The organism is Streptomyces sp. NBC_00554, from assembly GCF_041431135.1.
Lineage (GTDB): Bacteria > Actinomycetota > Actinomycetes > Streptomycetales > Streptomycetaceae > Streptomyces.
Genome location: NZ_CP107799.1, coordinates 3,942,976 through 3,969,358 on the forward strand (window position 1 = coordinate 3,942,976; position 26,383 = coordinate 3,969,358).

Sequence of the window (26,383 nt, forward strand, 5' to 3'; positions counted from 1 at the left end):
CGACACGCGCTTTCTCGTCGTAACAGGCGAACCCCCGATGTGTCGCTCAATATGCAGCTATGTACTTTTTCGTACGAAGGGGCGCGCTGTGGAGTCCGAGCTGACACAGAGCCATGCGCCCCCGCTGCCCTCTCCCAAGGAACGCCGCCGCCTGCGCGAGGCCAAGTCGCTGAGCCAGGCCGACGTTGCCGACAAGATGGGCGTCACCCGCGAGACGGTGCGCTCGTGGGAGACCGGCCGTACGACGCCACGCGGGAGCAAACGGGAAGCGTACGTCGAGCTGCTGACCGCGCAGGATCCGGCGACGACGAGCGCCGAAACCGAAGACCGGACCGGCGTCGAGGCCGAAGCCGAGGCCGAGGTGACCGCCCGTCAGGAGCCGTACACCGAAGCCGAGCCGGAATCCAACGTCGAGGCCGAAGCGGAAGCAGAGGCGGATTCCGACGAGGAACCCGCACCCCCACCCCCCGCCCTGACGCCACCTCAGGCCTTCGACGCCCTCTACGCGTTCTGCACCCCCGCCCTCGTCCGGCAGACGTATCTGCTCACCGGGCGGCGCGAACTGGCGCGCGAGTCCGTGGAGCGGGCGTTCCAACTGGCCTGGCACCGCTGGCCCGAGGTGGCCGTGGACCGGGATCCGGCCGGGTGGGTGCGGGCGACGGCGTACGAGTACGCGCTCTCACCCTGGCACCGGCTCCGCCCCCGACACCGGCACCCCGAGGCGCCGCCCGCCGATGCGGCGGACCGCGCGCTGCTCGACGTATTCCTGAAGCTGCCGCCGATGTACCGGCGCACACTGCTGCTGTACGACGGGGTCGGGCTCGACCTGCCGGAGACCGCGGCCGAGACGGAGGCGAGCACGCCCGCGGCGGCCAACCGGCTGCTGCACGCGCGTGAGGCGGTCGCCGAGCGCCTGCCGGAACTGGCCGCTCCCGACGAACTGCACCGGCGTCTCACCGTGCTCGCCGCGACGGAGCGGCTGCGCGCGGCGAAACCCCGCTCCGTCCGCTACGGCAGCGAACACCGCGCCCGCACCTGGACCCGCGCCGCCATCGCGTTCACGGTCCTGCTCATCGGCGCCACCTCGCTGACCCTGCGCACGGCTCCGGACCACTACGAGCCCCCCATGGCCCCCGGCGCGACGATCCGCGGTGTGCCGCCCCGTGCCGCCTCGGGCCCGCTCTCCGACGAGCAGCTGGAACTGCACGCCTTCCTCAAGTCCCAGACGGTGAGCGGCCCGGAGAGGCTGGTGCCGGAGGCCCGCTGAGTACGAGTTACCGGATGCCCGCTGAGTACGCGGACGGGCCCGCACCCCGGTGAGGGGGTGCGGGCCCGTCCGTGCGTTCGACAGGAAACGTCAGCCGTTGAGGATCTCGCGGGCCAGCTGCGCCGTCTCGGTCGGCGTCTTGCCGACCTTGACGCCGGCGGCCTCGAGGGCCTCCTTCTTCGCGGCGGCCGTGCCGGAGGAGCCGGAGACGATGGCGCCGGCGTGGCCCATGGTCTTGCCCTCGGGCGCGGTGAAGCCGGCGACGTAGCCGACGACCGGCTTCGTCACGTTCTTCGCGATGAAGTCCGCGGCGCGCTCCTCGGCGTCGCCACCGATCTCACCGATCATCACGATCAGGTCGGTGTCGGGGTCGGCCTCGAAGGCGGCCAGCGCGTCGATGTGCGTGGTGCCGATGACGGGGTCGCCACCGATGCCCACGGCCGACGAGAAGCCGATGTCACGGAGCTCGTACATCATCTGGTACGTCAGCGTGCCGGACTTCGAGACCAGGCCGATGCGGCCCGGCTTCGTGATGTCGCCCGGGATGATGCCGGCGTTCGACTGGCCCGGGGTGATGAGACCGGGGCAGTTCGGGCCGATGATGCGGGTCTTGTTGCCCTTCGACTTCGCGTACGCCCAGAAGGCGGCGGAGTCGTGGACGGCGATGCCCTCGGTGATGACGACCGCGAGGGGGATCTCGGCGTCGATGGCCTCGACCACGGCGGCCTTGGCGAAGGCCGGCGGCACGAAGAGGACGGACACGTTGGCGCCCGTCTTCTCGATGGCCTCGGCGACCGTGCCGAAGACGGGGATCTCGGTGCCGTCGATGTCGACCGACGTGCCCGCCTTGCGCGGGTTCACACCGCCGACGATGTTCGTGCCGTCGGCCAGCATGAGCTTGGTGTGCTTCATGCCCGTGGCACCGGTCATGCCCTGGACGATGACCTTGCTGTCCTTGTTGAGGAAGATAGCCATGGCGGTTGTTTCCCTCGTCCCTTACTTCGCAGCCGCGAGCTCGGCGGCCTTGTCGGCCGCGCCGTCCATGGTGTCCACGCGCTGCACGAGCGGGTGGTTGGCGTCCGACAGGATCTTGCGACCCAGTTCGGCGTTGTTGCCGTCGAGGCGCACGACCAGGGGCTTGGTGACTTCCTCGCCCTTGTCCTTGAGCAGCTGGAGGGCCTGCACGATGCCGTTGGCGACCTCGTCACAGGCGGTGATGCCACCGAAGACGTTGACGAAGACGGACTTGACGTCCGGGTCGCCGAGGATGATCTCCAGGCCGTTCGCCATGACCGCGGCGGAGGCGCCGCCGCCGATGTCGAGGAAGTTGGCCGGCTTCACGCCGCCGCCATTCACCGATGTATACGCCTCACCGGCGTACGCGACGACGTCGAGGGTGCTCATGACGAGACCCGCGCCGTTGCCGATGATGCCGACCTCACCGTCGAGCTTGACGTAGTTGAGGTTCTTCTCCTTGGCGGCGGCCTCGAGCGGGTTGGCCGAGTCCTTGTCCTCGAGCGCGGCGTGGTCCGGCTGGCGGAACTCCGCGTTCTCGTCCAGGGACACCTTGCCGTCGAGGGCGATGACCTTGCCGGAGGCGACCTTCGCGAGGGGGTTGACCTCGACGAGGAGGGCGTCCTCCTTGATGAAGGTGTCCCACAGGGTCACCAGGATCTCGGCGACCTGCTCCGCGACCTCGGCCGGGAACTTCGCCTGGGCGACGATCTCGCGGGCCTTCTCGATGCTCACGCCTTCATTGGCGTCGACCGGGACCTTCGCGAGGGCCTCCGGGTTCTCCTCCGCGACGACCTCGATCTCCACGCCGCCCTGCACGGACGCCATGGCGAGGAAGGTGCGGTTGGTGCGGTCGAGGAGGTACGAGACGTAGTACTCCTCGACGATCTCGGGCGCGGTCTCGGCGATCATCACCTTGTGGACCGTGTGGCCCTTGATGTCCATGCCGAGGATGTCCGTCGCGCGAGCGACGGCCTCGTCCGGGGTGGCGGCGAGCTTGACGCCGCCGGCCTTGCCTCGGCCACCGACCTTCACCTGCGCCTTGATGACGGACTTGCCGCCAAGACGCTCGGTCGCCTCGCGGGCTGCCTCAGGCGTGTCAATGACTTCACCGGCCAGCACCGGTACACCGTGCTTGGCGAAGAGGTCCCTCGCCTGGTACTCGAACAGGTCCACGCGCGTCCGTCCCTATCAGTGATCTCGCGGTTCGTTGTCTGCGTGGGCGTGCCGCGAAGGGCAACGTGACGTCCGCTGTCACAAGGGTGGCGCACACGGTGTCCGAGCGCGCGGCATGTCCGTCTCGCAGGTTATCGCCGCCGGACGCGGGTCCCTAAATCGCAGGTCACACCTGAGCGGTGATACCTGTCACAGATCCGGCCAGGAGAGGGACGCGAGGGCCGGGCAGGGGCCTCGCCAGGCTGGGGTTTGCCTGGCGAGGCCCCTCTAACAGCCCCGAAGGGCCCAGGGCGGGTGGTCTCCACCCCAATGGGGACCACCCGGCCCTTCCGCGAGGTTCCGGTCGGACGGACCGACGGCATTCGGCCGTCCGGGACCATCGCCCCCGCGGAGTCGGTCGGATGCCGTACTACGGCTTCGCCGGCCGCCGTAGTACGGCATGGGGGGGCCGGGGTCAGATGCCGTACGTCCCGTACTGGGCGTACTCGGCGTTCTGTGCGTAGCCCGGCGTGATCGAGTCGGCCACGTCCTGGACGCCGGTTACGGCGTTGCCCGCGAGGGGGCCGCCGGTCTCCTGGACGGTTCCGGTCAGGTCCTGCGCGAAGGAGCCGACCTGGCCGACGACACCGCCCGCGAACGGGTCGACCTCACCGACCACACCGTCGGCCAGCGGCCGCACGTCACCCGTGACGCCGTACGCGAGGACGGTGGCGCTGCCTTCGACGCCGTGCACGGTCTCGACGACCGGCCGCACCGTCTCGACGACCGTCCGCACGACCGGCCGCACGGCGCCGACGACACCCCCGGCGAAGGGCTGCACATCGTCGGTGACGACGCCCTGCGCGAAGGGTCCGACCTGGCCGACCACGCCGTACGCGAGCGGCGGGACCTCGCCCACGACACCGCCCGCGAAGGGCTGGACGTCACCCACGACGCCGTACGCCAGCGCGCCCGCGTCCCCGACTGCCTGCCCGGCGACCGGGACGACGCCGTGCACGGCGGTCACTGCGACGGGCGGCAGGACGGAGGCGGTGTCGTCGGCGACCTGGCCGACGAGACCTCCGGCGAGCGGCTGTACGTCGGCGACGGCGCCGTACGTCAGCAGCGTCACGTTCCCCACCACGTGACCCACGACCGGCGTGACGCCCCGGACGGCGGTGGCGGCGACCGGCGGGACGACGGCGGTGGTGGTCTCGTCCACGACCGGGTCCGCGAAGGCGGCGAGCGGGCCGAAGAGGTAGTCGATCTCGTCCTGCGGGGCGCTGACGGCGGTAGCGGTGGTGACGGCTGCGGCGGTCGTGGTGTGCTCCGCGGCGGTGGTGACGACGGAGGCCTTGGCCTGTGCGGCCTTGGTGCCGGTGGCGCCCGAGGCGGTGGTGCTCTGGACGTCGCCGGTGACATTCCCGGCGACGTCGTCGACGGTGTCGGTGACCGAGCCGACGGTGTCCGTGACGTCGAGGGTCGTGTCAGGCAGGGAGACGGACGGCGAGGGCAGCTCGTCCGCGCTGGCGACGGCGGAGCCGAGCGCCCACGCGCCGGTGACACCTGCGGCTATGACGATGGAACGGCGGATGTTCTTGTTCATGCGTACGTCAGATCCTTCGGGATTCCGAGACTTCGAAACATTCCTGGGGTTTCCGGGGCTTCCGGTGGCTTCCGGTGGCTTCCATCCGGTGATCGGAGGAGGTCCGGACAGCGGACAGACCTGCACCGCTCGCCAAGGCGAGCGCGAGGGAGGGCTGTCTAGCCGGGGAAAACGGGAATGTCCCGGAACCTGTCCCGGGTCTCGGCCGCGGACACAACCGCGGACGCGCCGGGTACGAGCCGAAGCGGCACCCGGTGGTGAGGAGTGACGGCATGCGCATCGCCGTGCCGCGGCCCGCCGTTGTCGACCGCCGACTGGTTGCCCAGCGCGCCGGTCGGGTTGCCGGGGGGCGCCTGGTGCGCGGGTGCGGGCGCTTGCACGGGACGTACGCCTTGGTGGCCCCTGTACGCGTCAGCGCCTTCGGCCTGCGCGGCTGTACGGGCGGGCCCGTAGGCCGACGTGACCCCGAGGACCGTCTGCTGCCCCGCAACTCCCTCGTCCGCCCCGCCGACGACGCCCCCGGCCGACTGCTGCGGCGCGGAACCGGCGGCGGGCGGAACCTGGCCGCCCACACCCGGAAGCCCCGGCAGGCCAGGCAGGGAGGGAAGCTCGGGCAGGGCCGGCAATATCTCCGCCGGAGTTCCGGTCAGCCCGCCGGTAACCGTCTCCACCAAGTCACCGATCGGCAGTACGACATCGTCGACGACGGGTTGGACGACGAGCTCACCAACCGGCTGCACGACGTGCCGGACGGTGTCCGTGACGGGCGCCAGAACGGGTTCAGTGACCTGCGTCTGGACGCTGTCGGTGATGTGCGTGACATTCGTGACGGCGCTCGACGGAACAGACCCGACCTCAAGGACCGACCTGCCCGCCGATTTCACAACATGTGCCACCGGCCGTTCCAGCGACTGCTCCACCGAACGCGTCACCGCACCGATAACTGGGCGCGTCACCGCACCCGTCACCGACTGCACGGCCGGCACCGGTGTCGTCGGCGCCAGCCCGTCCGCCGCGTGCGCCTGCTCCCCGAAGAGGAGCCCGAGCGCGAACAACCCGCCTGCCAGCAGCACCACTTGCAGCGCACGCCGTCCGACCGCCGTGCGCGTCACGCGCAGAGCGGCACCGGGCAGTGCGACTGACAAGGCCATGAGAAGGGGGTGCTTCCCGTGTGAAGGGTGTGAAGGCGCGTCGATCCTCGCACGCGACTCCCGAGGCCGCACAAGCCCCCTCCAGGCAATGCTCGTTCATGTCCGAATTTCAACTCTCCTCACTCGGTGTCCGGTCTCCTCACTTGGTGTCCGGCACCGGCAACGGCCGCTTCTCGATCGCCGCCGCCATCACCTCGGGAAACAGATCGGGCGTGCACGCGAACGCCGGTGCGTCCAGCGCCGCGAGAGCCGCCGCGTGCTCACGGTCGTACGCCGGTGCCCCCTCGTCGGACAGCGCGAGCAGTGTCACGAACTGCACCCCCGACGCCTTCATCGCCGCGACCCGCTTCAGCATCTCGTTCCGTATCCCCCCTTCGTAGAGGTCGCTGATGAGCACGACGACCGTGTCGGCGGGCCGGGTGATCTGCGACTGGCAGTACGCGAGCGCCCTGTTGATGTCCGTACCGCCGCCGAGCTGGGTGCCGAAGAGGACGTCGACCGGGTCGTCGAGCTGGTCGGTGAGGTCGACGACGGCCGTGTCGAAGACGACGAGCCGGGTGGCGATGGACCGCATGGACGCGAGGACCGCGCCGAACACGGAGGCGTAGACGACGGACGCCGCCATCGATCCCGACTGGTCGATGCAGAGGATGACCTCCTTCTTCACGGACTGCGACGCCCGCCCGTAGCCGATCAACCGCTCGGGCACGATCGTGCGGTATTCGGGCACGTAGTGCTTCAGGTTCGCCGCGATGGTGCGGTTCCAGTCGATGTCGTGGTGGCGGGGCCTGCTGATCCGGGCGCTCCGGTCGAGGGCGCCGGTGAGCGTGGCCCGGGTGCGGGTGGCGAGCCGCTTCTCCAGGTCCTCGACGACCTTGCGTACGACGGCCCGCGCGGTCTCCTTGGTCGTCTCCGGCATGGCCTTGTTGAGGGAGAGGAGGGTGCCCACCAGATGCACGTCGGCCTCCACCGCCTCCAGCATCTCGGGCTCCAGCAGAAGGGCGGCCAGCCCGAGCCTGTCGATGGCGTCCCGCTGCATTACCTGGACGACGGACGACGGGAAGTACGTCCGGATGTCCCCGAGCCAGCGCGCGACGGACGGCGCGGACGCCCCGAGCCCGGCTGAACGGTCCCGCCCTGCCTGCCCCTTGCCTCCCTTCCCGTTCCCGTACAACGCACCGAGCGCACCGTCCATCGCGGCGTCCTGCCCGGAGAGTGCGCACCCGGTGCCGTCCGCCTCGTCGCCCCCGAGCACGAGCCGCCAGCGCCGCAGCCGCTCGTCCGTAGCGCCGGTCACGCCGGACGCGGCGGTCACACCGGTCGCGCCGGCTTCGGTGACTACGTCGGTCGCGTCCACCGGTGCGGTCATCGGGCCACCTCCACAAGGTCGTTGTCGTCACTCACCCGGTCGTCGGCTTCGCCATCGCCAGCCTCGCCATCGCCGCCGTCGGGTTCGTCCAGCCCGAGCAGCAGACGCAGCACCGGCAGTACGGCGTCCGCACGCTCGGCGTCGAGGTCGGGGGCGAACCCGGGTATCCCGGAGGCCGCTGCCGTGGCACTCCCCCGCGCCCCCGGCCCGCGCCTGATCAACTCGCCGAGCGTCCGGCGCACTCCGGCCTCGTAAGCCGAGAACGTCCGTCGCAGCAGCGGCAGTACATCGGTGAACGCCTCCGCCGGAACCCCGGTCAGCCACGCGTCCACCAGCCCGAGCAGCCGCTCGTCGTGCATGAGCAGCATCCCGCCGCCGGAGCCGCCCCCGACGAACCCCTCGATCCACGCGGCGGCGTCCCCCGGCGCCGTCCCCGGCGACAGCACGAGCCCCATGAGCCGGGCGGCCTCGTCCTGCGCCAACTCGCCCTCGTCAAGCAGCAGTCGTACGGCCCGTCCGCGGATCACCCCCGGCACGGTGTCGCGCCCGGCCAGCACTCGGAGCACGGAGTGCCAGCGGCCGCGTATGCCGCCGCCGGACCCGGTGCCGCCCGTCTCCCCCAGCAGGCCCACCGCCCCCTGCACCGCGTCCACATGACGTCGCATCTCCTCCGCGGCCTCGGTGTCGAGAGCAGCGCAGGCCGGTGGGAGCCCGACGAAGATCCGCTCGGCGAGGCCCACCGCGACATCGCTGAGGGCGTGTGTGTCCGTGCCGCGTACGTCGCCGTACCGCAGGGAGCGGACCAGTGCGGGCAGGGCCTGGGCGAGATGGCCGACGTCGGCGTCGAGGGCCGCCCGGTCGGCGAGGACCCGCATGACCACGGGCAGCGCGTCCGGGAGTTCGGCAAGGAGACAGCGCTCGGCGAGTGCCGTGACATCGGCCAGTGAGCCCGCGCCGATGGCGTCCGCGTCGGCCTTGGCGGTCGCGGCGGCGAGCACGGTGGTGCCCCACACACCAGCCTCGGCGACCCGCACAGACAGCTCCGGCTCCCAGCGCAGCCGCCAGGTCTCGCGGAAGGTACCGGTGCTGCCGCGCGACGCGACAGGCTCGCCCCAGCCGATGCCCAGCAGCCGCAGCCGGTGCAGGAGTCTGCTGCGCCCGGCGTCGGTCTCCTTGCGCAGGTCGAGCTCCAACTCCCGCTCCAGCGCCTCCGGTTTGAGCCGAAGCTGCCGCTGCAGCCGCGCTAGGTCGCGCTGCAGGGGCACCGCGGGTGCGGACTCCGGCACCTCCCCCATCACATCTCCGACCACGAGCCGGTCCCGCACGAGCGCGAGCGGCACGTCGGAGCCCTCGCACATCACGGCTCGTACGGCATCGGTGGTCTCGGTCAGTCCCGGCAGCGGGCGGCCGCGCATCGCGGCGAGTGTGTCGGCGAGCCGCACCGCCTCGATGACGTGCGCGGAGGAGACCATCCGGTCCTCGTCGCGCAGCAGCCGGGCGACCTTCGTCATCCAGCGCTCGACCGGGCGGTCGGGGGCGCCGAACAGATGCCCGTACCAACCCGGCGAGTCGATGCCCGCCCCGTACCCGCTGACCCGGGACAGCCGGCGGTGCGTCCACGGCACCCATGTCATGTCGGCCTTGGCCTTGGGCAGCCCCTTGAGCAGCGCCCGGTCCGCGCCGGCCGTGGTCTTCTGCCGCAGGGCGGGGACGTGCCAGGCCCCGCACACCACCGCCACGTCGTCCCCGAACTCCCGCTGCGCCGACCGCAACTGGAGCCGCATGTACGCCTCGCGCACGAGATCCCGCTCGTGACCCCCGACCCCGTACGCCTCCCGCAGCGCCCCCATCGCCTCCCCGAGTACGGCGAACGGCGCGAACGGATCGCCTCCCGCCGCCCCGCCCCGGTGCTCGACCACGTCCTCCCACCACCGCTCGGGATCGTCGTAACCGGCGGTCTCGGCCAGCACGGCAAGGGGGTCGATACGAACAGCCTCGTCAGGAGACGAACCCGCCTCGCCCTCCGACTCCTCCGATTCCTCCGAAGGGGATTCGTCCTTCCCCCAGACCAGCGTGTGGGTCGCCGGAAGGTCGATGAACCGGGCCGGGACTCCGTGGTCCAGGGCCCACCGGATCGCCACCCACTCCGGGGAGAACTCGGCAAGCGGCCAGAAGGCCGAGCGGCCGGGCTCGTCCACGACGTGGGCGAGGAGGGCGACGGGCGGACGCATGCCCTCTTCGGCGGCGAGCGGGATGAGCGCGTCCGCCTCCGGGGGCCCCTCGATCAGCACGACCCGGGGAGCGGCCGCCTCCAGCGCGGCCCGCACGGCCCGTGCCGACCCCGGCCCGTGATGCCGCACGCCGAGCAGCAGCGGCCCGCCCTCCCGTACGCCGGAGACACGCTCCTCCGCCGCCTCCTGCTGGAGTCCGGTCATACGCTCACCTCCCGGCAGGCCCGGTAGAAGTCCTTCCAGCCGTCGCGCTCGCGGACGACCGCCTCCAGGTACTCCTGCCAGATGACGCGGTCGGCGGCCGGGTCGCGGACGACGGCGCCGAGGATGCCGGCGGCGACGTCACTGGCCCGCAGGACGCCGTCCCCGAAGTGGGCTGCCAGCGCGAGCCCGTTGGTGACGACGGAGATCGCCTCGGCGGTGGACAGCGTGCCGCTGGGCGACTTCAGCTTCGTACGCCCGTCGGCGGTGACTCCGTCGCGCAGCTCGCGGAAGACGGTGACGACGCGGCGGATCTCGTCGATGCCGTCGGGCGCGGCGGGCAGGTCGAGGGAGCGGCCGAGCTGGTCGACGCGGCGGGAGACGATGTCGACCTCGGCGTCGGCGCTCTCCGGCAGCGGCAGCACCACCGTGTTGAAGCGTCGGCGCAGCGCGCTCGACAGTTCGTTGACCCCGCGGTCGCGGTCGTTGGCCGTGGCGATCAGGTTGAAGCCGCGGACGGCCTGCACCTCCGAGCCCAACTCCGGTATCGGCAGCGTCTTTTCCGACAGGATGGTGATGAGCGTGTCCTGCACGTCGGCGGGGATGCGGGTCAGCTCCTCGACACGTGCTGTCATCCCTTCCGCCATGGCGCGCATGACGGGGCTCGGTACCAGGGCGTTCCGGCTCGGTCCGTGCGCGAGCAGCTCCGCGTAGTTCCAGCCGTACCGGATCGCCTCCTCGGGCGTGCCGGCGGTGCCCTGCACGAGCAGTGTGGAGTCGCCGCTGACCGCCGCCGCCAGATGCTCGGAGACCCAGGTCTTCGCGGTGCCGGGCACGCCGAGCAGCAGCAGTGCGCGGTCGGTGGCGAGCGTGGTGACGGCGACCTCGACGATGCGGCGCGGTCCCACGTACTTGGGTGTGATCACCGTGCCGTCCGGCAGCGTGCCGCCCTGCAGATACATCGCCACGGCCCACGGCGACAGCCGCCAGCGGGCCGGGCGGGGCCGGTCGTCCTGCGCGGCCAGCGCGGCGAGTTCGGCGGCAAAGGCGTCCTCGGCGTGCGGCCGCAACACCTCGCCCGCCCCCTCGCTCACGGACGGATCGACGGACGTGGTCCCAGTCGGCTCAACGGACACAGACATGGCTAGGTCCCCCTCCAGCTCGGCCGGTTCGATCGGCCGGTTCGGACTGGTTCCACCGTGCACCATGCCACTGACAATGCGACCTGACCTGCACAAACGCGCTCGCGAGGCCGATTGTCAGTGGTGGGATCTACCTTCGATGACATGACTCAGCAGGGGGTGCGCTGGACTGCGGATCAGGTGCTGGCACTGGCGCCTGACGCAGCGTCACGCAAAGCGGGAAGCAAGCTCGGCGCCGCCGGGCCGTGGTCGGAGGCAGGCAGTTCTGACGAGGGGACGGTATGGGGACTGTGCGCGGGAAGTGGCAGCAAGCCGTATCAGACGGTCATCGACGTCGCGGACTCCACCGGGCCCGCGTACAAGTGCAGTTGCCCCAGCCGCAAGTTCCCGTGCAAGCACGCGCTGGGGCTGCTGCTGCTCTGGGCGGGCGAGGAGGGCACTGTGCCGCGGGGGCAGGCGCCGGACTGGGCGGAGCAGTGGACAGAGGGGAGGCGACAGCGCGCGGAGGAGAAGGCGACGACGACGGGCGGGGCATCTGGGACGGCCTCGCCGGGTGATCCGGAGGCGGCCCGGCGCAGGGCGGAGCGGCGGGCCGAGCGGATCACCGCGGGTGCGACGGAGCTGGAGCAGCGGTTGGCGGATCTGCTGCGGGGCGGCCTGGCCGGGGCCGAGCAGGCCGGGTACGGCACGTGGGAGGAGACGGCGGCCCGGATGGTCGACGCGCAGGCACCTGGACTGGCGGCGCGGGTAAGGGAGTTGGGAGCGATCCCGTCATCGGGCCCCGGCTGGCCGGTGCGACTCCTGGAGGAGTGCGCGCTGCTCCATCTCCTCGACCAGGGCTGGCTGCGCCGCGAGCGACTGCCGGACGACCTTGCCACGACGGTACGTTCACGGATCGGCCTGCACGGATCGGCGGACGGCCCACAGATCCACGACCGCTGGCTGGTCCTCGCCCAGTACGACACATCGGACAGCCGTCTCACCACGCGCAGGATCTGGCTGCACGGATCGGAGTCCGGCCGCACGGCTCTGCTCCTCTCCTACGGAGCCGCCGGCCGCGCACCGGATCTGACGCTGCCCGTCGGGCTGTCCTTCGAGGCGGAACTCTCCGCACACTCGGGCGGCGGACTACGAGCGGCACTGGGCGAACGGTTCACACCACCGACCCCCACGGCAACACGACCACCGGGAGTCACGACGCCCCAGGCGGCGGCCCACTACGGCAAGGCACTACGCGCCGACCCCTGGCTCGACTCCTACCCCGTCATCCTCGACCGGGTCATACCGACCCCCGACGGCGAAGCAACCACGACACCACAACGCTGGCAACTGGCAGATGCCGACGGCGACTTGGCCCTCCCCATCGCCCTCGCTCCGCACTCCCTCCCCGGCCTGTGGCGCCTCGCCGCCCTCTCTGGCGGCGCCCCCGTAACCGTCTTCGGCGAGTGCGGCCACCACGGCTTCACTCCGCTGACGGCCTGGCCGGAGGGCCCAGGAGAAGCGGTGTCGCTGTGCTCCTGACCACCTCCGTACAGAAAGGACGCCAACGCTCATGAACACGACCTCTGCTCCTGAAGGCTCCTGGGAGGAGCTCGTCACCGTGGCACTGCTCGGGACGGATCGGCGTACACCTCCGGGGTGCGGCCCGGGACAGGAAGCACCCATGGCATTGCTGGACGCCGCCGCGGTGGAAACACTGCGGCGGCGGGCCGGGATGCGCCCGGCTCCAGCGGCGGCCCGCCCCGAGCCGTCGGCCCCGGATCCGCGCCCGGCCCTGCCGCCCGCCGCGGCCCAAAGACTCACACAGCTGCTGACGGACCGCCCCGGCACCGGTGGCGGCGGCCGCAGAGGAACGGCGCCCGACCTCATGGAACTGCTGCCGCAGTGGCTCACCCTGGCCAACGCGCACGGTTTCGCGCCACCCCCGCAAGCACTCCCAGCGCTCCTCGACGCGGCCCGGGGCCGCACCGATCTCCGACCCGCCGCACTGACCTTCGCGGGGCCGCGCGCCCTGTGGCTTGCACGGCTGAACCCGGACTGGCGCTTCGCACTGCGCTCCACTCCAGGAGGCGGTACGGCGCTCCCGGACCCCGCAGAGCCGGAGCGCGTACAACAGCTCTGGCAGGAAGGCCTGTTCGCCGAACGGGTAGCACTGCTCACCGCAATACGGACCCGCCAACCCGCAGCCGCCCGCGAGCTGCTCGCCACCACATGGACCACCGAACGGGCCGAGGACCGGCTGATGTTCCTCGACTCGCTGCGGTCGGGGCTGTGCGCGGCGGACGAACCGTTCCTGGAGCGGGCGCTCGCCGACCGGAGCCGCAACGTACGGGCGACGGCGGCGGAGTTGCTGTCCGCGCTGCCGGAGTCGGCGCTCGCCGGGCGGATGGCGGCCAGGGCGGGTTCCTGCGTGGCCGTCGACCGTACGCGGGGCACGCCCACGATCGTGGTCGAGGCGCCGCACGAGTGCGACGCGGGCATGGAGCGGGACGGCGTGGTGCCGAAGCCTCCCGCCGGGCGCGGCGAACGGTCGTGGTGGCTGGGCCAGTTGGTCGACGCGACACCGCTCGCGACCTGGCCGCGACGGCTCGGCGGACGTACGCCGGAGGACATCGTCGCCCTGCCCGTGGCGGACGACTGGCAGAGCGAGCTGCATGCCGCGTGGTGCCGGGCCGCGGTACGGCAGCGGGATCCGGGCTGGTCCAGGGCGCTCCTCGGGGCGCCCTCCGCCCCGGAGGCCGGGGGACCGGGGGCGGTGTCCCTGTCGGAGCGGTCGAAACTGCTCGCCACGCTGGGTTCGGCCGAGCGGGCCGAGTGGGTGGCGGGGTTCATCGGCACGCACGGGTTGTCCGAGGCGTTTCAGTTGCTCGGGGTGTGTGCGGTGCCCTGGGCGGGGCCGTTGGGGCGGGCGGTGGTCGACGCGCTCAATATCGCGCGGGACGCGGGGAGTTACCCGTGGAGCTTCAGCGGGGTCATGGGGCTGGCCGAGCGCTGCCTCGACCCCGCGGAGGCGGTCCGACTCGAAGGGCTCACGGGCATTCCCGAAGAGCCGGAGAACGCCGCGCCAGGCGCCGGCAGCTACTGGGCCGAAGCGTTCCAGCGCCTGGTCACGACCCTGCGCCTACGCGCAACCATGACCAAAGAACTCACGCCTCCCCAACCAACGTAAAAGCACTTCCTCGCCCCCTCCGCCCCTACCCAACCCGAACCTGGGGGCTCCGCCCCCAGATCGCCCGAAGGGCTCGTCCTCAAACGCCGGACGGGCTGACACCGCGGCCCCCGTGGGTGGGTGGGGGACGGGATGGCCCAGCCTTTTCCCAGACGCCGGACGGGCCGAATGATGCCCACCGGCGGAAGGGGGCGTGCCGGTACGTCCAAATGCCCGTCGCGTACGTTCGCGTCACCGGACGCCCCGCTACCAGCCCGACGTCTGATCCGGCGGCGACGGGCGGGACGTACCGGCACGCCCCCGACCCACCCACCCCGCACAAGGCGCCCCCGCCAGCCCTACGCCCCGGCGGGCTGCCGAACATTCGCCCGCACCCACTCCACGATCGACGCGGTGGTCGCCCCCGGCGTAAAGATCTCCGCGACCCCCTTCTCCTTGAGCGGAGCGATGTCCGCCTCGGGAATGATGCCGCCGCCGAAGACCTTGATGTCCTCCGCGTCGCGCTCCTTGAGGAGCTCGATGACGGCCGCGAAGAGCGTGTTGTGGGCGCCGGACAGGATCGAGAGGCCGATCGCGTCGGCGTCCTCCTGGATCGCGGTGTCGACGATCTGCTCGGGAGTCTGATGGAGCCCGGTGTAGATGACCTCCATACCGGCATCGCGCAGCGCCCGCGCGATCACCTTGGCCCCGCGATCGTGGCCGTCGAGCCCCGGCTTGGCCACCACCACGCGGATCGGACCGGCTGCCACACCCATCACTGCCTCCATGAACCGATTACACCAACCTGCACCAACACACACCGACAGATATCGCACATTTCGCCACTGGCCACACCAGACGCGACACCAGCCGCACACCCGCGGCACGGGCGCCCCGCACCACACCGGCCGGGGAAGTGAACGAACGTTATCCCCAGCATCCCGCAACCGGCAGTTTCGCGGTGGATACCGAGGGGGAAATCACACGGTGGGACAAGTTCGCCGCGCACCGCTCCGGGTTCCTGCGGCACACGCACCGCATGGACCCGCGGCGCATGGACCACAGCCGGAGCGTGCGCAAGGAGAGCCGCTATCGGGTGGCCGCACCACGGCGTCGTCGGCGAGACACCGCAGTGGTGGGGCACATCGGCGATGGCACGACAGCGGGGAGCACCACCCGTACGAGGAAGACGAGGACCGACGCCCCGCCGCACACCGGCGAGGTCATCCGCCGCAGGGACAGCGACGGCCGGAACCCACGTCACCACCAAGGAACGGGCCCCCGTCGCGTCACAGGCGCCCCACGCGCCACAGACGCACCGTCGCGACCACCACCGACACCGGCCGAGCGACCGCCGAGCCGACGTCAAGCCGGCATCGACCAGACCTCGACCGAGCCGCCACCGGCATATGCGACTCTCCACGAGTGCACACGGGGGACAGAGCCGTCCTCCGCGTGCCGACAGGAGGTCGGCCATGAAGGTCACCAGGGTGGCGTCGCCCTTTCTTCCCCTTCTCCCCCTCTGCCAGCGCCTGCTCCCGAGCAGACTGGCGGGACTCTCGATGGTCCTCCTGAAGGCGACAGCCCTGGAGATCGCGATCCTCGCCGGGCACCTCCTCCTCTATCCGTCGGGCATGGCCCAGGAACGCCGGGCCACCCCCACGCTCCCCTCACCGGACGCCGCCCGGCTGCCCACGGAGGCCAAGCCCCCGGTCGTCCTGCTGCACGGTTTCATAGACAACCGCTCGGTCTTCGTCCTGCTGCGCCGCAACCTCGCCCAGCACGGCAGGCAGCACATCGAGTCGCTCAACTACTCGCCGCTGACGTGCGACATCCGTACCGCCGCGGAGCTGCTCGGCCGGCACATAGAGGAGATCTGCGAGCGCACGGGCCAGGACCGCGTGGACATCGTCGGGCACAGCCTCGGCGGACTGATCGCTCGCTACTACGTGCAGCGCCTCGGCGGTGACATACACGTGCGCACCCTGGTCACGCTGGGCACACCGCACTCGGGCACCCGCGTGGCCCCGTTGATGAACGCGCACCCGATCGTCCGTCAGATGCGCCCGGACTCCGACGTGATCGAGGAACTGCGCAAGCCCGCGCCGGACTGCCGTACGCGCTTCGTGAGCTTCTGGAGCGACCTCGACCAGTTGATGGACCCGCTGGAGACGGCCTGCGTCGACCACCCGGACCTGCTCGCGCAGAACGTGCGGGTGAGCGGCGTCGGGCACCTCGCCCTGCCCGTGCATCCCGCCGTCGCCACCGGCATACGGCAGGCGCTCGACACCGAGGAAGCGGGAACGCACGCCGCCACCCACACCGGAGGCGGCCTGACAGTGGCGTGACAGTCACCCCGTACAGCGAACCGCGAGCGAGCCGAGCGCGGACCAAGAGCCGACCGCGAGCCAGCCGAGAGCGGATCGAGAGCAAGCCAAGGGCGGCCAGACAGGCCACCGAACAGCCCCCCACACTCGAACACTCATCGAACGCCAGGCCAAAGCCGTGCCCGCAGTCCCCCGAAACACGGCCGAATGCCCGTTTCCTGCGAGAGGGAAACCTGCCGAAGATTGTCGTGCCCGCGTACCGCCGGGTACAGTCACCGCACTGCTCTGCCAGCCCCTGTTGTCGAGGCGAAAGAGAAGTTGGTGAACGACCGTCCCCCGTCGGGGATTGCTACTCCCCCGGCTCCGGCTTCCGATGCCGCCTCGACGCCCTACGCGTCGTCGTACGGCGGGCAGGAAGCTCAGTACGGCGACTTCACCACGTACGACGGCTACCCCGCCACGGGTTTTGAGACGGGTGCCAACGCCGCGTACGCGACCGGGAACTTCGAAACGCCGGCCTTCGAAACGACGAGCTTCGCGACAGACCCTCTCTTCGGCGACATGCCGGGCGACGGCGCGGGTTCGCACGACGCCACGGGCTCGTACGACACGACAGGTTCGTACAACGCCACGCAGTGGAGCACCGGCACCGGCACCGGCACCGGCACCGGCAGTCACCAGACGCTGAACTACGACCCGTACGCGGCGCAGCACCAGGCCGCCTACGACACCGGCAGCTACGAAACGACGACGTGGGCGGCCGGTTACCAGCAGCTCGCCGACATCCCCGCGCAGCACCCCGGCCCTGACACCTCGGGCCAGTGGGACGCGACCGCCTGGCTCCAGCCGGAGCAGCCGGTCGACCACGCCCAGCAGTGGAGCGCGCACACCCAGGAAACGGGCGCTTACGACGCCACGCAGTGGAACACCGCCGGTGACCACGACACGTACGAGCGGGAAGCCGCGTACGAGCGAGAACGCGAGCACCCGCAGACCGAGTCCTACGAGCATCAGCCCGCGCCCGAGCCCCTCGATCAGCAGGCGACCGCAACCTTCGACCAGCAGGCGACCGCGACCTTCGAGCAGGTCCCGTACGAGCAAGTCGCCGCCGCGGAGGACGAGTTCGAGAACCCGGCCGCCGAGCGCGACACCGGCGTCGAGCACCAGGCGCCGCTGCTGCTCGACGACATGGAAGAAGTCACCCCGGCCCCCCGCCCCGCCTCGCGGTCCGCGGCTCGGCCCGCTTCCCGCTCCCGTCGCCGCACCCCCGCGAAGCGTTCCGCGCTGCTGACCGTCGCCGTTCCCTCGGCCTGCGTGATGGGGGTCGCGGGGATCGCCGCCGCCTCGGTGGTCGACATCGGCGGGGACGAGACCAAGGACACGACGCTCAGCGCATCCGACGGGACCGCGGTGAAGCCGTCGGCCGCGAACAACAAGCTGGACACCCAGCTGCAGAGTCTCTCCGCGGGCGCTGACGACTTCGCGGACCGGGCGAGCCGGACGCAGGAACGTATCGACCTCGAGGCCCAGCAGGAGGCCGAGCGGAAGAAGGCGGCCGAGGCGGCGGCGACCAAGGAGCGGCTGCGTCCGAAGTTCGCGCTGCCGGTCGCGCAGAAGGGGCTGAGCGCCTACTTCGGCCAGGCGGGCGTGAACTGGATGTCCATCCACACGGGCATCGACTTCCCGGTGTCGTACGGCACGACGGTGATGTCCGCGACGGACGGGACCGTACGGACGCAGTGGAACAGCGCGTACGGCAACATGATGATCGTGACCGCGAAGGACGGCACGGAGACGTGGTACTGCCACCTCTCCAGCTACCAGGTCGCGTCGGGTACGACCGTGAAGGCCGGTGACCCGATCGCGAACTCCGGCAACTCCGGCAACTCCACCGGCCCGCACCTGCACTTCGAGGTCCGCCCGGCCGGCGGCTCGGCGATCGACCCGCTGGCATGGCTGAACAGCCACGGCCTGGACCCGACGTAGCCACCGGATCCCGCCTGGACCCGACGTAGCCGCCGGGCCCCTCCCCACTGGCCGCCTGCCTGCCTACAGTTTCTCCACCGGCGCGTACCGCAGCAGCAGCCGCTTCGGCTTCGGCTCCCCGAAGTCGACCGTCGCCTCGGCGTTCGCGCCCGTCCCGTTCACACCGACGACGGTGCCCAGGCCGAACTGGTCGTGCGTGACCCGGTCCCCGACCGCCAGAGACACCACCGGCTTCTCGGAGATACCGCGACGCGTCGCGAACCCGGAGGCACCCGAGGCCGCGGACCGCGACCGCGAGGACGACAGCGACGAAGACAGCGAAGCCGCCACCCCCGACACGGGGCTCGACGAGGCGGGACCCATCGCACCCGTGCGCTTCCACTCCAGATGCGCGTCCGGGATCTCCTCCAGGAAGCGGGACGGCGGATTGTACGAGGGCTGCCCCCACGCACTGCGCATGGACGACCGCGTCAGATACAGCCGCTCCCGCGCGCGCGTGATGCCGACGTACGCGAGGCGCCGCTCCTCCTCCAGTTCCTTGACCTGGCCCAGCGCGCGCATGTGCGGGAAGACGCCGTCCTCCATGCCGGTCAGGAACACCACAGGAAACTCAAGGCCCTTGGCGGTGTGCAGGGTCATGAGGGTGATGACGCCGTTGCCGTCCTCCTCGTCGGGGATCTGGTCGGAGTCGGCGACGAGCGCGACCCGCTCCAGGAAGGGGGCGAGCCCGGCCGGGGCCTCTGTCTCACCGGTCTCCTGCTCGAACTCCAGGGCCACGGCGGCGAGTTCCTGAAGGTTCTCGATGCGGGTCTCGTCCTGCGGATCCGTCGAGGCCTGCAACTCCGCGAGGTATCCGGTGCGTTCGAGTACCGCCTCCAGGACGGTGGCCGGACCCGCGCCCGATTCCACGATCGTCCGCAGGTCCTCCATCAGCGTGTTGAACCGCTTGACCGCGTTCGTGGAGCGGGCCGCCATGCCGTACGCCTCGTCCACCCGCCGCAGCGCCTGCGGGAAGCTGATCTTCTCGCGCTGCGAGAGCGCGTCGATCATCGCCTCGGCGCGGTCGCCGATGCCGCGCTTGGGGACGTTGAGGATCCGGCGCATGGGAACGGAGTCCTCGGGGTTGGACAGCACCCGCAGGTACGCCAGGACGTCCCGGACCTCCTTGCGTTCGTAGAAGCGGACGCCGCCGACGACCTTGTAGGGCAGGCCGACGCGGATGAAGACTTCTTCGAAGACACGGGACTGGGCGTTCGTACGGTAGAAGACGGCGACGTCGCCCGCCTTGGCGTCGCCCGCGTCGGTGAGACGGTCTATTTCGTCGGCGACGAACTGTGCCTCGTCGTGTTCGGTGTCGGCGACGTAGCCGGTGATGTTCGAACCCGCGCCCGCGTTCGTCCACAGGTTCTTGGGGCGGCGGGATTCATTGCGCTCGATGACCGCGTTGGCCGCGCTGAGGATCGTCTGCGTGGAGCGGTAGTTCTGCTCCAGGAGGATCGTCGTCGCGTTCGGGTAGTCCTCCTCGAACTGGAGGATGTTGCGGATGGTCGCGCCGCGGAAGGCGTAGATGGACTGGTCGGCGTCACCCACGACACACAGCTCGGCAGGCCCGAGGTCCTGCTCGCTGGGCGGGACGTCCACGGGGTGCTGGGAGGTGCCGACGAGTTCCCGCACCAACGCGTACTGCGCGTGGTTGGTGTCCTGGTACTCGTCGACGAGTACGTGCCGGAAGCGGCGGTGGTAGTGCTCGGCGACGTCCGGGAAGGCGCGCAGCAGATTGACCGTCGTCATGATCAGGTCGTCGAAGTCGAGGGCGTTGGCCTCGCGCAGCCGCGACTGGTACATCGCGTACGCCTGGGCGAGGGTCTTCTCGAAGCCGTCGGCGGCCTGGGCGGCGAAGTCCTCCTCGTCGATCAGCTCGTTCTTCAGGTTCGAGATCTTGGCGCTGAACGACTTGGGCGGGAAGCGCTTCGGGTCGAGGTCCAGATCACGGCAGACGAGCGCCATCAGCCGCTTGGAGTCGGCGGCGTCGTAGATCGAGAACGAGGACGTGAAGCCGAGCCTCTTGCTCTCGCGGCGCAGGATCCGCACGCACGCACTGTGGAAGGTCATCACCCACATCGAGTTGGCGCGCGGGCCGACGAGGTGCTCGACGCGCTCCTTCATCTCGCCCGCGGCCTTGTTGGTGAAGGTGATCGCGAGGATCTGGCCGGGGTGGACATTGCGCTCGCCCAGCAGATACGCGATGCGGTGCGTCAGTACGCGGGTCTTGCCGGAGCCCGCGCCGGCCACGATGAGCAGGGGGGAGCCGGAGTGCGCCACGGCCGCCCGCTGGTTCTCGTTCAGCCCGTCCAGGAGCGCGGCCGCGTCCACGGCGGGGCGCGGGGCGCCGTCGCGGTAGTACGCGTCCCGGCTGGGCGGCACGTCGAAACGGCCGCCGAACAGGTCGTCCGGAAGCGGCTCGGCCGCCCCGTCCTCGGGCGGCGGCGGGGGCTCTTCCTCGTGGGCCCCGGAGGGCTTGAGGTCCGCCAGGAAGCTGTCATCAAAGAGGCTGCTCATCGCTCTCCGAGTCTAGGCGGCCCCACTGACACCCCGCCGCCACCCCGAAAACTCCGTCGCAGGAAACGCCGGGAAACCGCTCTCGGACGCCGGGGATCTTCCGGATCCGGGCGCCCGGTGCCTTCGTACCCTCTCCAGAACGGTTCCGTACCCTCCAGAAACGGTTCCGTCACGGTCGGCGACCGCAGTCGGCGACCGACCAAGCGTCGGGGCCTTGCGCTTCCGCGCCCTCCGCCGCCCGGTTCCAGCGCACTGAAACCGCGCTGAATGCGATCTGAATGCGCCCTGCCGCAACCTCCTCGGCATGACGACAACGACATCGCACTCTCCCGCCATCGCGGCCAAGGGGCTGCGCAAGTCCTACGGGGACAAGACGGTCCTCGACGGCGTCGACCTGACGGTGCCGACCGGCACGGTCTTCTCCCTGCTCGGCCCGAACGGCGCCGGCAAGACCACCGCCGTCAAGATCCTCTCCACCCTCATCACCGCCGACGCCGGCACCGGCGACATCCACATCGGCGGCCACAACCTCGCCACCCACCCCCAAGCCGTACGCGCCGCAATCGGCGTCACCGGCCAGTTCTCCGCCGTCGACGGCCTGATCACCGGCGAGGAGAACATGCTCCTCATGGCCGACCTGCACCACCTGCCCCGCAGCGAAGGCCGCCGCACCGCCACCGAACTCCTGGAACGCTTCGACCTCACCGAGGCCGCGAAGAAGCCCGCCTCCACCTACTCCGGCGGCATGAAACGCCGCCTCGACCTCGCCATGACCCTCGTCGGCAACCCACGGATCATCTTCCTCGACGAACCGACCACCGGCCTCGACCCGCGCAGCCGCCACAACATGTGGCAGATCATCCGCGAGCTCGTCTCCGACGGCGTGACCGTCTTCCTCACCACCCAGTACCTCGAAGAGGCCGACGAACTCGCCGACCGCATCGCCGTACTCAACAACGGCAGGATCGCCGCCCAGGGCACCGCAGAAGAGCTCAAGCGGCTGATCCCCGGCGGACACGTCCGGCTCCGCTTCACCGACCCGGCCGCCTACCAGTCCGCCGCCGTCGCCCTGCGCGAGGTCACCAGGGACGACGAGTCGCTGTCCCTGAGCATCCCCAGCGACGGCAGCCAGCGCGAGCTGCGCTCCATCCTCGACTGGCTGGACTCGACCGGCGTCGAGGCGGACGAACTGACCGTGCACACCCCCGACCTCGACGACGTGTTCTTCGCCCTGACCGGCCCCAACACCATCCCCAACCAGCCCAAGGAGAACGTCCGATGAGCGCCTTCTCCCTCGCCGTACGCGACTCGAACACCATGCTGCGCCGCAACCTCCTGCACGCGTGGCGCTACCCGTCCGCCACCCTGAACCTGCTGCTCACGCCAGTCATGCTGCTGCTGCTCTTCGTCTACATCTTCGGCGACGTCATGGCCGCGGGCATCGGGGACGGCGGCGGGGACCGCTCCGCCTACATCGCCTACATTGTCCCCGGCATCGTGATGATGACCATCGGCTCCACCGTGATCGGGGCCGCGGTGTACATCTCCATGGACATGACCGAGGGTCTCATCGCCCGCTTCCGTACGATGGCGGTCTTCCGCGGCTCAGTGATCATCGGGCACGTGGTGGGCAGCGTGCTGCAGTGCATCGCAAGCGCGGTCCTCGTCGGTGCCGTCGGCGTGGCCATCGGCTTCCGCTCCACCGACGCCTCGGCCGTGGAGTGGCTGGCGGCGTTCGGACTGATCGCGCTCTTCTCCCTCACCCTCACCTGGATCGCGGTCGGAATGGGCATGGCCAGCCCGAGCCCCGAGGCGGCCAGCAACAGTGCGATGCCGTTGATCCTCCTCCCGCTCATCTCCAGCGCCTTCATCCCGGCCGACACGATGCCCGGCTGGTTCCAGCCGATCGCCGAGTACCAGCCGTTCACTCCGGCCATCGAAACCCTGCGCGGCCTGCTCCTCGGCACCGAGATCGGCAACAACGGGTGGATCACGATCGCCTGGTGCGTCGGCCTGACGGTGCTCGGCTACCGCTGGTCGATGGCGCAGTTCAACCGCGACCCGAAGTAGCCGCCATGACGGCGCGGGCTGCCTCCCGCAACTCGTCGCGCCCCAGGGCGGCGTACTCCGACACCGCGTCGGCGTACGCCGCCCTCTCGGCGTTCCCGGCGGCCGCGACCGCCTGCCGGGCGCGGTCCGCCGACATCGTCGGCTGGAACGAGCGCAGCACCCGCAGCCGTTCGGCCAGCGCGATCATCCGTACGGCGGTGGCATCGCCGGACATGAGCCCCGCCATGCCGAGGGCGTGCAGCACCGTCCCGAACACAGGGAGCTCCATGGGCGAGCCGGCCGGACCGGAGAGCAGGGTCCGCAGCCCCTGCCGCAGCCGGTCGACCACCTCCGCGACCAGCTCGAGACGCCCGGCATGCGCGTGCGCCGTCACCGCCGCCGACTGGATCTGCAGCATCCACCGGTCGACGAAGGGATCGCCGCTGTACATAGAGCCGGCCTCGGCCACCCCCTCCACGGCGCTGCGCCACAAGCCGAGTCCGACCTCCGTCAGCCCGCGGGAGAGAGCAATCTCGGCGCGGCCTCCGAGGTCGGCGCTGTCGGAGTCGTCGTTCTGCGGGACGTTGACGTCCTCCGCCTGCCGCAGCCAGTACTCGGCCTCGTCGGGGTCGCCGCGCTGCAGACAGGCGAGGGCGAGGCCCCAGCGGACGCCGATGGAGTCGCGCTCGTCGCCGAGCCGCGGCAGCACGTCGAGCGCCGCCTTGAGGTGTCCGTACGCTTCCTCGCCCTGCTCCGTCTGCAAGCACAGCTGGCTCAGCCGGGTGTGGCCCATGACCTGCATGAACGGGTTGTCGACCGGCGCCAGTGCGGTGACGGTCCGGCGAGCCGAGGCGAGCGCGCGGTCGATGTCGTGCTCCGACTCCCAGACGAAGGTGGCGACGCACTCGGCGACGCCGGCGAGCAGCGGCTGCTCGCTGTCGCAGAGCTTCTGCAGCACCTCGTAGTCGGGAGGCAGCATCTCGGGGACCGCGCTCAGCACTGCCCCGATGGCGCGCAGCAGCGTGTCCGGCGGGGCCGGGGGCAGCCGCCGGAGGGTGACGAGCTGGCGTACGACGTGCGGGCCGTAGCCCATGAACAGGCTTGCCGTGCACAACACCGCGGCGGCGCGGGCGACTTCGACGTATTCGGGTTCGGGGTGGTAGTGCGAAAGCAGTGGGCCGGTGTCCGCGGCGAGGGCGGTGAGGCGGAGGTAGTTGGAGTCGGTGGACCACAGGGCGGCGAGGACGGCGGTGAGGGCGGCTGTGGTGGGGCCGTCCGTACGGGCCAGGGCGTGGCGCAGGGCCAGTACGAGGTTGTCCTGCTCGGCCCTGATCAGCTTCCAGGCGGTCCGTGGTTCCGAGCCGAAGAACCAGTCGTGGTAGGCGACCACGAAGTCCCGCGCCCAGGCGAGGAACCGGCCGACGGCCTCCTCGTCCTCGCCCGCCTCCGTACGCCGGGCCGCGCTGAACTCCCGTACGGTCTCCAGCATTCGGAACCGCACGCCGGCCGCGGTGTCGGCGACGGTGAGCAGCGACTGGTCGGCCAGCTGCTCGAGGAGGAACAGCGCGTCCTCGCCGAGGACATGCTCCGCCGCTTCGCCGGTGAAGCCGCCGGGGAAGACGGACAGCATGCGCAGTGCGGCCCTGGCTTCCTCGTCGAGCAGGTTCCAGCTCCAGTCGACGACCGCGTGCAGCGTGCGGTGGCGTTCCGGCGCGTCCCGTGCCCCGCCGCGCAGCAGCGCGAACCGGTCGCCGAGGCGGCGGGCTATCTCCGGCACCGAAAGGACCCGCACCCGCGCCGCGGCCAACTCCACCGCGAGCGGCAGCCCGTCAAGGTGCCGGCACAGCTCGGCCATGGCGTCCGGTGGCAGCTCCACGCCAGGCCGGGCGGCCCGGGCCCGCTGTGTGAACAGCTCGACCGAGGTGCCGAGACCGAGCTCGGGCAGCGCGTACACCGCCTCCGACGTGAGGCCGAGCGGCGCCCGGCTGGTGGCGAGCACCCGCAGGTCCTTCGAGGACGAGACCAGGGCCTGTACGAGGTCGGCGGCGCCGGCGATGACCTGCTCGCAGTTGTCGAGGACAAGCAGCGCGGGCCCGGAGCCGAGCACGCCGAGGATGCCGGACACCGGGTCGTGGCCACTGAGTGCGCCGGGCCGTCCCTCGCCCGCGCCGAGCGCGGAGGCCACCTCCGCGGCGACGTCCGCGTCCGCGGTGACGCCGGCGAGCGGCACGAAATACACCACGCGCTGCTCGGCCCGGCGGCTGACGGCGTGCGCGAGCCGGGTCTTGCCGAGGCCGCCGGGGCCGACGACGGTGACGGCGCGGGAGGCGCGCAGCAGCCGCTCCACCGCCGCGATGTCCTCGTCCCGGCCGAGCAGCGGGTTCGGCTCGTGCGGCACGCCGTGCCTGGCCACCGGCGCCTCGCCGCGCAGCAGCTCCTGCTGTACGGCCTTGAGCCCGGCGCCCGGATCGGTGCCGAGCGTCTCGCGCAGCTCACGGCGGTACGCCTCGTACCGCATCAGTGCGGCGGACGGGCCCGCCGAGGCCGCCTCGCCGCGCAGCAGCTCGGCGAGCACCTCCTCGTCGCGCGGACGCTCCGCGGCGGCCACGGCCAGGGGTCCGGCCGCCTCCGCGTGCCGGCCGAGCCGGGCGAGTGCGAGCGCCTGCGCGCGTACGAGCGTGCCGCGGACGGGAGCGCGCTCGGCGCGCAGCGCGGCCACCGGGTCGTCGGTGTCGCCGGCCTCGTCGGGGGTGCCCTCCCACAGCGCGAGTCCGGCCTCGGCCGCGGCCAGCGATCCGGCGTGGTCCCCGGCCCTGGCGCGGTCGGCGCTCGCGGCGGCGTGCAGCAGCAGGGCGGAACTGTCGACCTGGTCCTCGGCGAGGGTGAGCCGGTATCCGGTCGGCGTGCTGACGAGGACGTCGGCGGCCAGCTGCGCCCGCGCCCTGGACACCAGGACCTGCACCGCCTTTCCCGGCCGCTCCGGCAACTCCTCCGGCCACAGCCCTGCCACCAGCCGCTCGGTGCTGCAGCCCGTGCGCAAGTCGCCCGCGAGCAGCGCGAGGAGACCGCGGAGCCGGGGCGCGGTGACCTCCTGCCCGCGATAGGCGACACGCGGCAGCAGGGTCAGGTCGGTGGTCATCCGTGCACAGTAGCCAAGGGAAGACTGGAAGCCGGCGCG

The 26,383-nt window shown here is 71.2% G+C and carries 17 protein-coding genes; 7 read left to right on the top strand and 10 right to left on the bottom strand.

From position 1 onward, the window contains the following. Positions 1 to 100: 100 nt before the first annotated feature. The gene (locus OG266_RS16980; protein ID WP_371552825.1) at positions 101 to 1,267 is read left to right on the top strand and encodes a helix-turn-helix domain-containing protein; all 1,167 of its coding nucleotides are present in this window, start codon (positions 101 to 103) and stop codon (positions 1,265 to 1,267) included. Between the two features lie 90 nt (positions 1,268 to 1,357). On the opposite strand, the gene sucD is transcribed toward OG266_RS16980, so the two are convergent. From sucD to OG266_RS17015, 7 genes are all read right to left on the bottom strand, one after another. Then, complete coding sequence (sucD, locus tag OG266_RS16985) at positions 1,358 to 2,242, bottom strand: succinate--CoA ligase subunit alpha (RefSeq protein WP_326721115.1); 885 nt, start codon at positions 2,240 to 2,242, stop codon at positions 1,358 to 1,360. A gap of 21 nt (positions 2,243 to 2,263) precedes the next feature. Continuing rightward, positions 2,264 to 3,457 carry an ADP-forming succinate--CoA ligase subunit beta gene (sucC, locus tag OG266_RS16990; RefSeq protein WP_266455681.1) on the bottom strand — a complete coding sequence of 398 codons (1,194 nt, stop codon included), beginning with the start codon at positions 3,455 to 3,457 and terminating at the stop codon, positions 2,264 to 2,266. A gap of 454 nt (positions 3,458 to 3,911) precedes the next feature. After that, positions 3,912 to 5,042: a hypothetical protein gene (locus OG266_RS16995; protein WP_371546591.1), complete on the bottom strand. Its 1,131-nt coding sequence runs from the start codon at positions 5,040 to 5,042 to the stop codon at positions 3,912 to 3,914. Between the two features lie 158 nt (positions 5,043 to 5,200). Beyond that, a complete protein-coding gene (locus OG266_RS17000; protein ID WP_371546593.1) occupies positions 5,201 to 6,193 on the bottom strand; it encodes a hypothetical protein in 993 nt (330 codons plus the stop codon). Between the two features lie 139 nt (positions 6,194 to 6,332). Further along, on the bottom strand, positions 6,333 to 7,562 hold the full coding sequence (locus OG266_RS17005; protein ID WP_371546595.1) for a VWA domain-containing protein: 1,230 nt from the start codon (positions 7,560 to 7,562) through the stop codon (positions 6,333 to 6,335). Then, positions 7,559 to 9,997 carry a DUF5682 family protein gene (locus OG266_RS17010; protein ID WP_371546596.1) on the bottom strand — a complete coding sequence of 813 codons (2,439 nt, stop codon included), beginning with the start codon at positions 9,995 to 9,997 and terminating at the stop codon, positions 7,559 to 7,561. Before OG266_RS17010 ends, OG266_RS17005 begins: the two co-directional genes overlap by 4 nt. Further along, entirely contained in the window at positions 9,994 to 11,136 is a 1,143-nt protein-coding gene (locus OG266_RS17015) for an AAA family ATPase (protein ID WP_371546597.1), read from the bottom strand. The genes OG266_RS17010 and OG266_RS17015 overlap by 4 nt, the downstream gene beginning before the upstream one ends. A 144-nt stretch (positions 11,137 to 11,280) precedes the next feature. Here OG266_RS17015 and OG266_RS17020 point away from each other — a divergent pair, with 144 nt between their 5' ends. Both OG266_RS17020 and OG266_RS17025 read left to right on the top strand, forming a co-directional pair. Continuing rightward, positions 11,281 to 12,657, top strand: coding sequence for an SWIM zinc finger family protein (locus tag OG266_RS17020; RefSeq protein WP_371546599.1), 1,377 nt, complete (start codon positions 11,281 to 11,283; stop codon positions 12,655 to 12,657). A gap of 31 nt (positions 12,658 to 12,688) precedes the next feature. Then, positions 12,689 to 14,305 (top strand): DUF5691 domain-containing protein, encoded by a 1,617-nt coding sequence (locus tag OG266_RS17025; RefSeq protein ID WP_371546601.1) that lies wholly within the window; start codon positions 12,689 to 12,691, stop codon positions 14,303 to 14,305. A 338-nt stretch (positions 14,306 to 14,643) separates the two neighbouring features. Here OG266_RS17025 and OG266_RS17030 read toward each other — a convergent pair whose 3' ends face one another. After that, positions 14,644 to 15,060 carry a cobalamin B12-binding domain-containing protein gene (locus OG266_RS17030; protein ID WP_266831523.1) on the bottom strand — a complete coding sequence of 139 codons (417 nt, stop codon included), beginning with the start codon at positions 15,058 to 15,060 and terminating at the stop codon, positions 14,644 to 14,646. A gap of 699 nt (positions 15,061 to 15,759) precedes the next feature. Between OG266_RS17030 and OG266_RS17035 the strand changes: the two genes are divergently transcribed. Then, positions 15,760 to 16,632 carry a lipase family alpha/beta hydrolase gene (locus OG266_RS17035; RefSeq protein WP_371546605.1) on the top strand — a complete coding sequence of 291 codons (873 nt, stop codon included), beginning with the start codon at positions 15,760 to 15,762 and terminating at the stop codon, positions 16,630 to 16,632. A 300-nt stretch (positions 16,633 to 16,932) separates the two neighbouring features. Further along, a complete protein-coding gene (locus OG266_RS17040) occupies positions 16,933 to 18,597 on the top strand; it encodes a peptidoglycan DD-metalloendopeptidase family protein (RefSeq protein ID WP_371546606.1) in 1,665 nt (554 codons plus the stop codon). A gap of 63 nt (positions 18,598 to 18,660) precedes the next feature. Here the strand turns inward: OG266_RS17040 and pcrA are convergent, their stop codons facing one another. Then, complete coding sequence (pcrA, locus tag OG266_RS17045) at positions 18,661 to 21,156, bottom strand: DNA helicase PcrA (protein WP_371546608.1); 2,496 nt, start codon at positions 21,154 to 21,156, stop codon at positions 18,661 to 18,663. 304 nt (positions 21,157 to 21,460) lie between these two features. On the opposite strand from pcrA, the gene OG266_RS17050 reads away from it, so the two are divergent. Further along, positions 21,461 to 22,438, top strand: a complete 978-nt coding sequence (locus OG266_RS17050) for an ATP-binding cassette domain-containing protein (RefSeq protein ID WP_371546610.1) — start codon at positions 21,461 to 21,463, stop codon at positions 22,436 to 22,438. After that, a complete protein-coding gene (locus OG266_RS17055; RefSeq protein ID WP_371546612.1) occupies positions 22,435 to 23,226 on the top strand; it encodes an ABC transporter permease in 792 nt (263 codons plus the stop codon). Before OG266_RS17050 ends, OG266_RS17055 begins: the two co-directional genes overlap by 4 nt. Here OG266_RS17055 and OG266_RS17060 read toward each other — a convergent pair. Further along, positions 23,207 to 26,344 carry a BTAD domain-containing putative transcriptional regulator gene (locus OG266_RS17060; protein WP_371546614.1) on the bottom strand — a complete coding sequence of 1,046 codons (3,138 nt, stop codon included), beginning with the start codon at positions 26,342 to 26,344 and terminating at the stop codon, positions 23,207 to 23,209. The genes OG266_RS17055 and OG266_RS17060 overlap by 20 nt on opposite strands. Positions 26,345 to 26,383 lie beyond the last annotated feature (39 nt).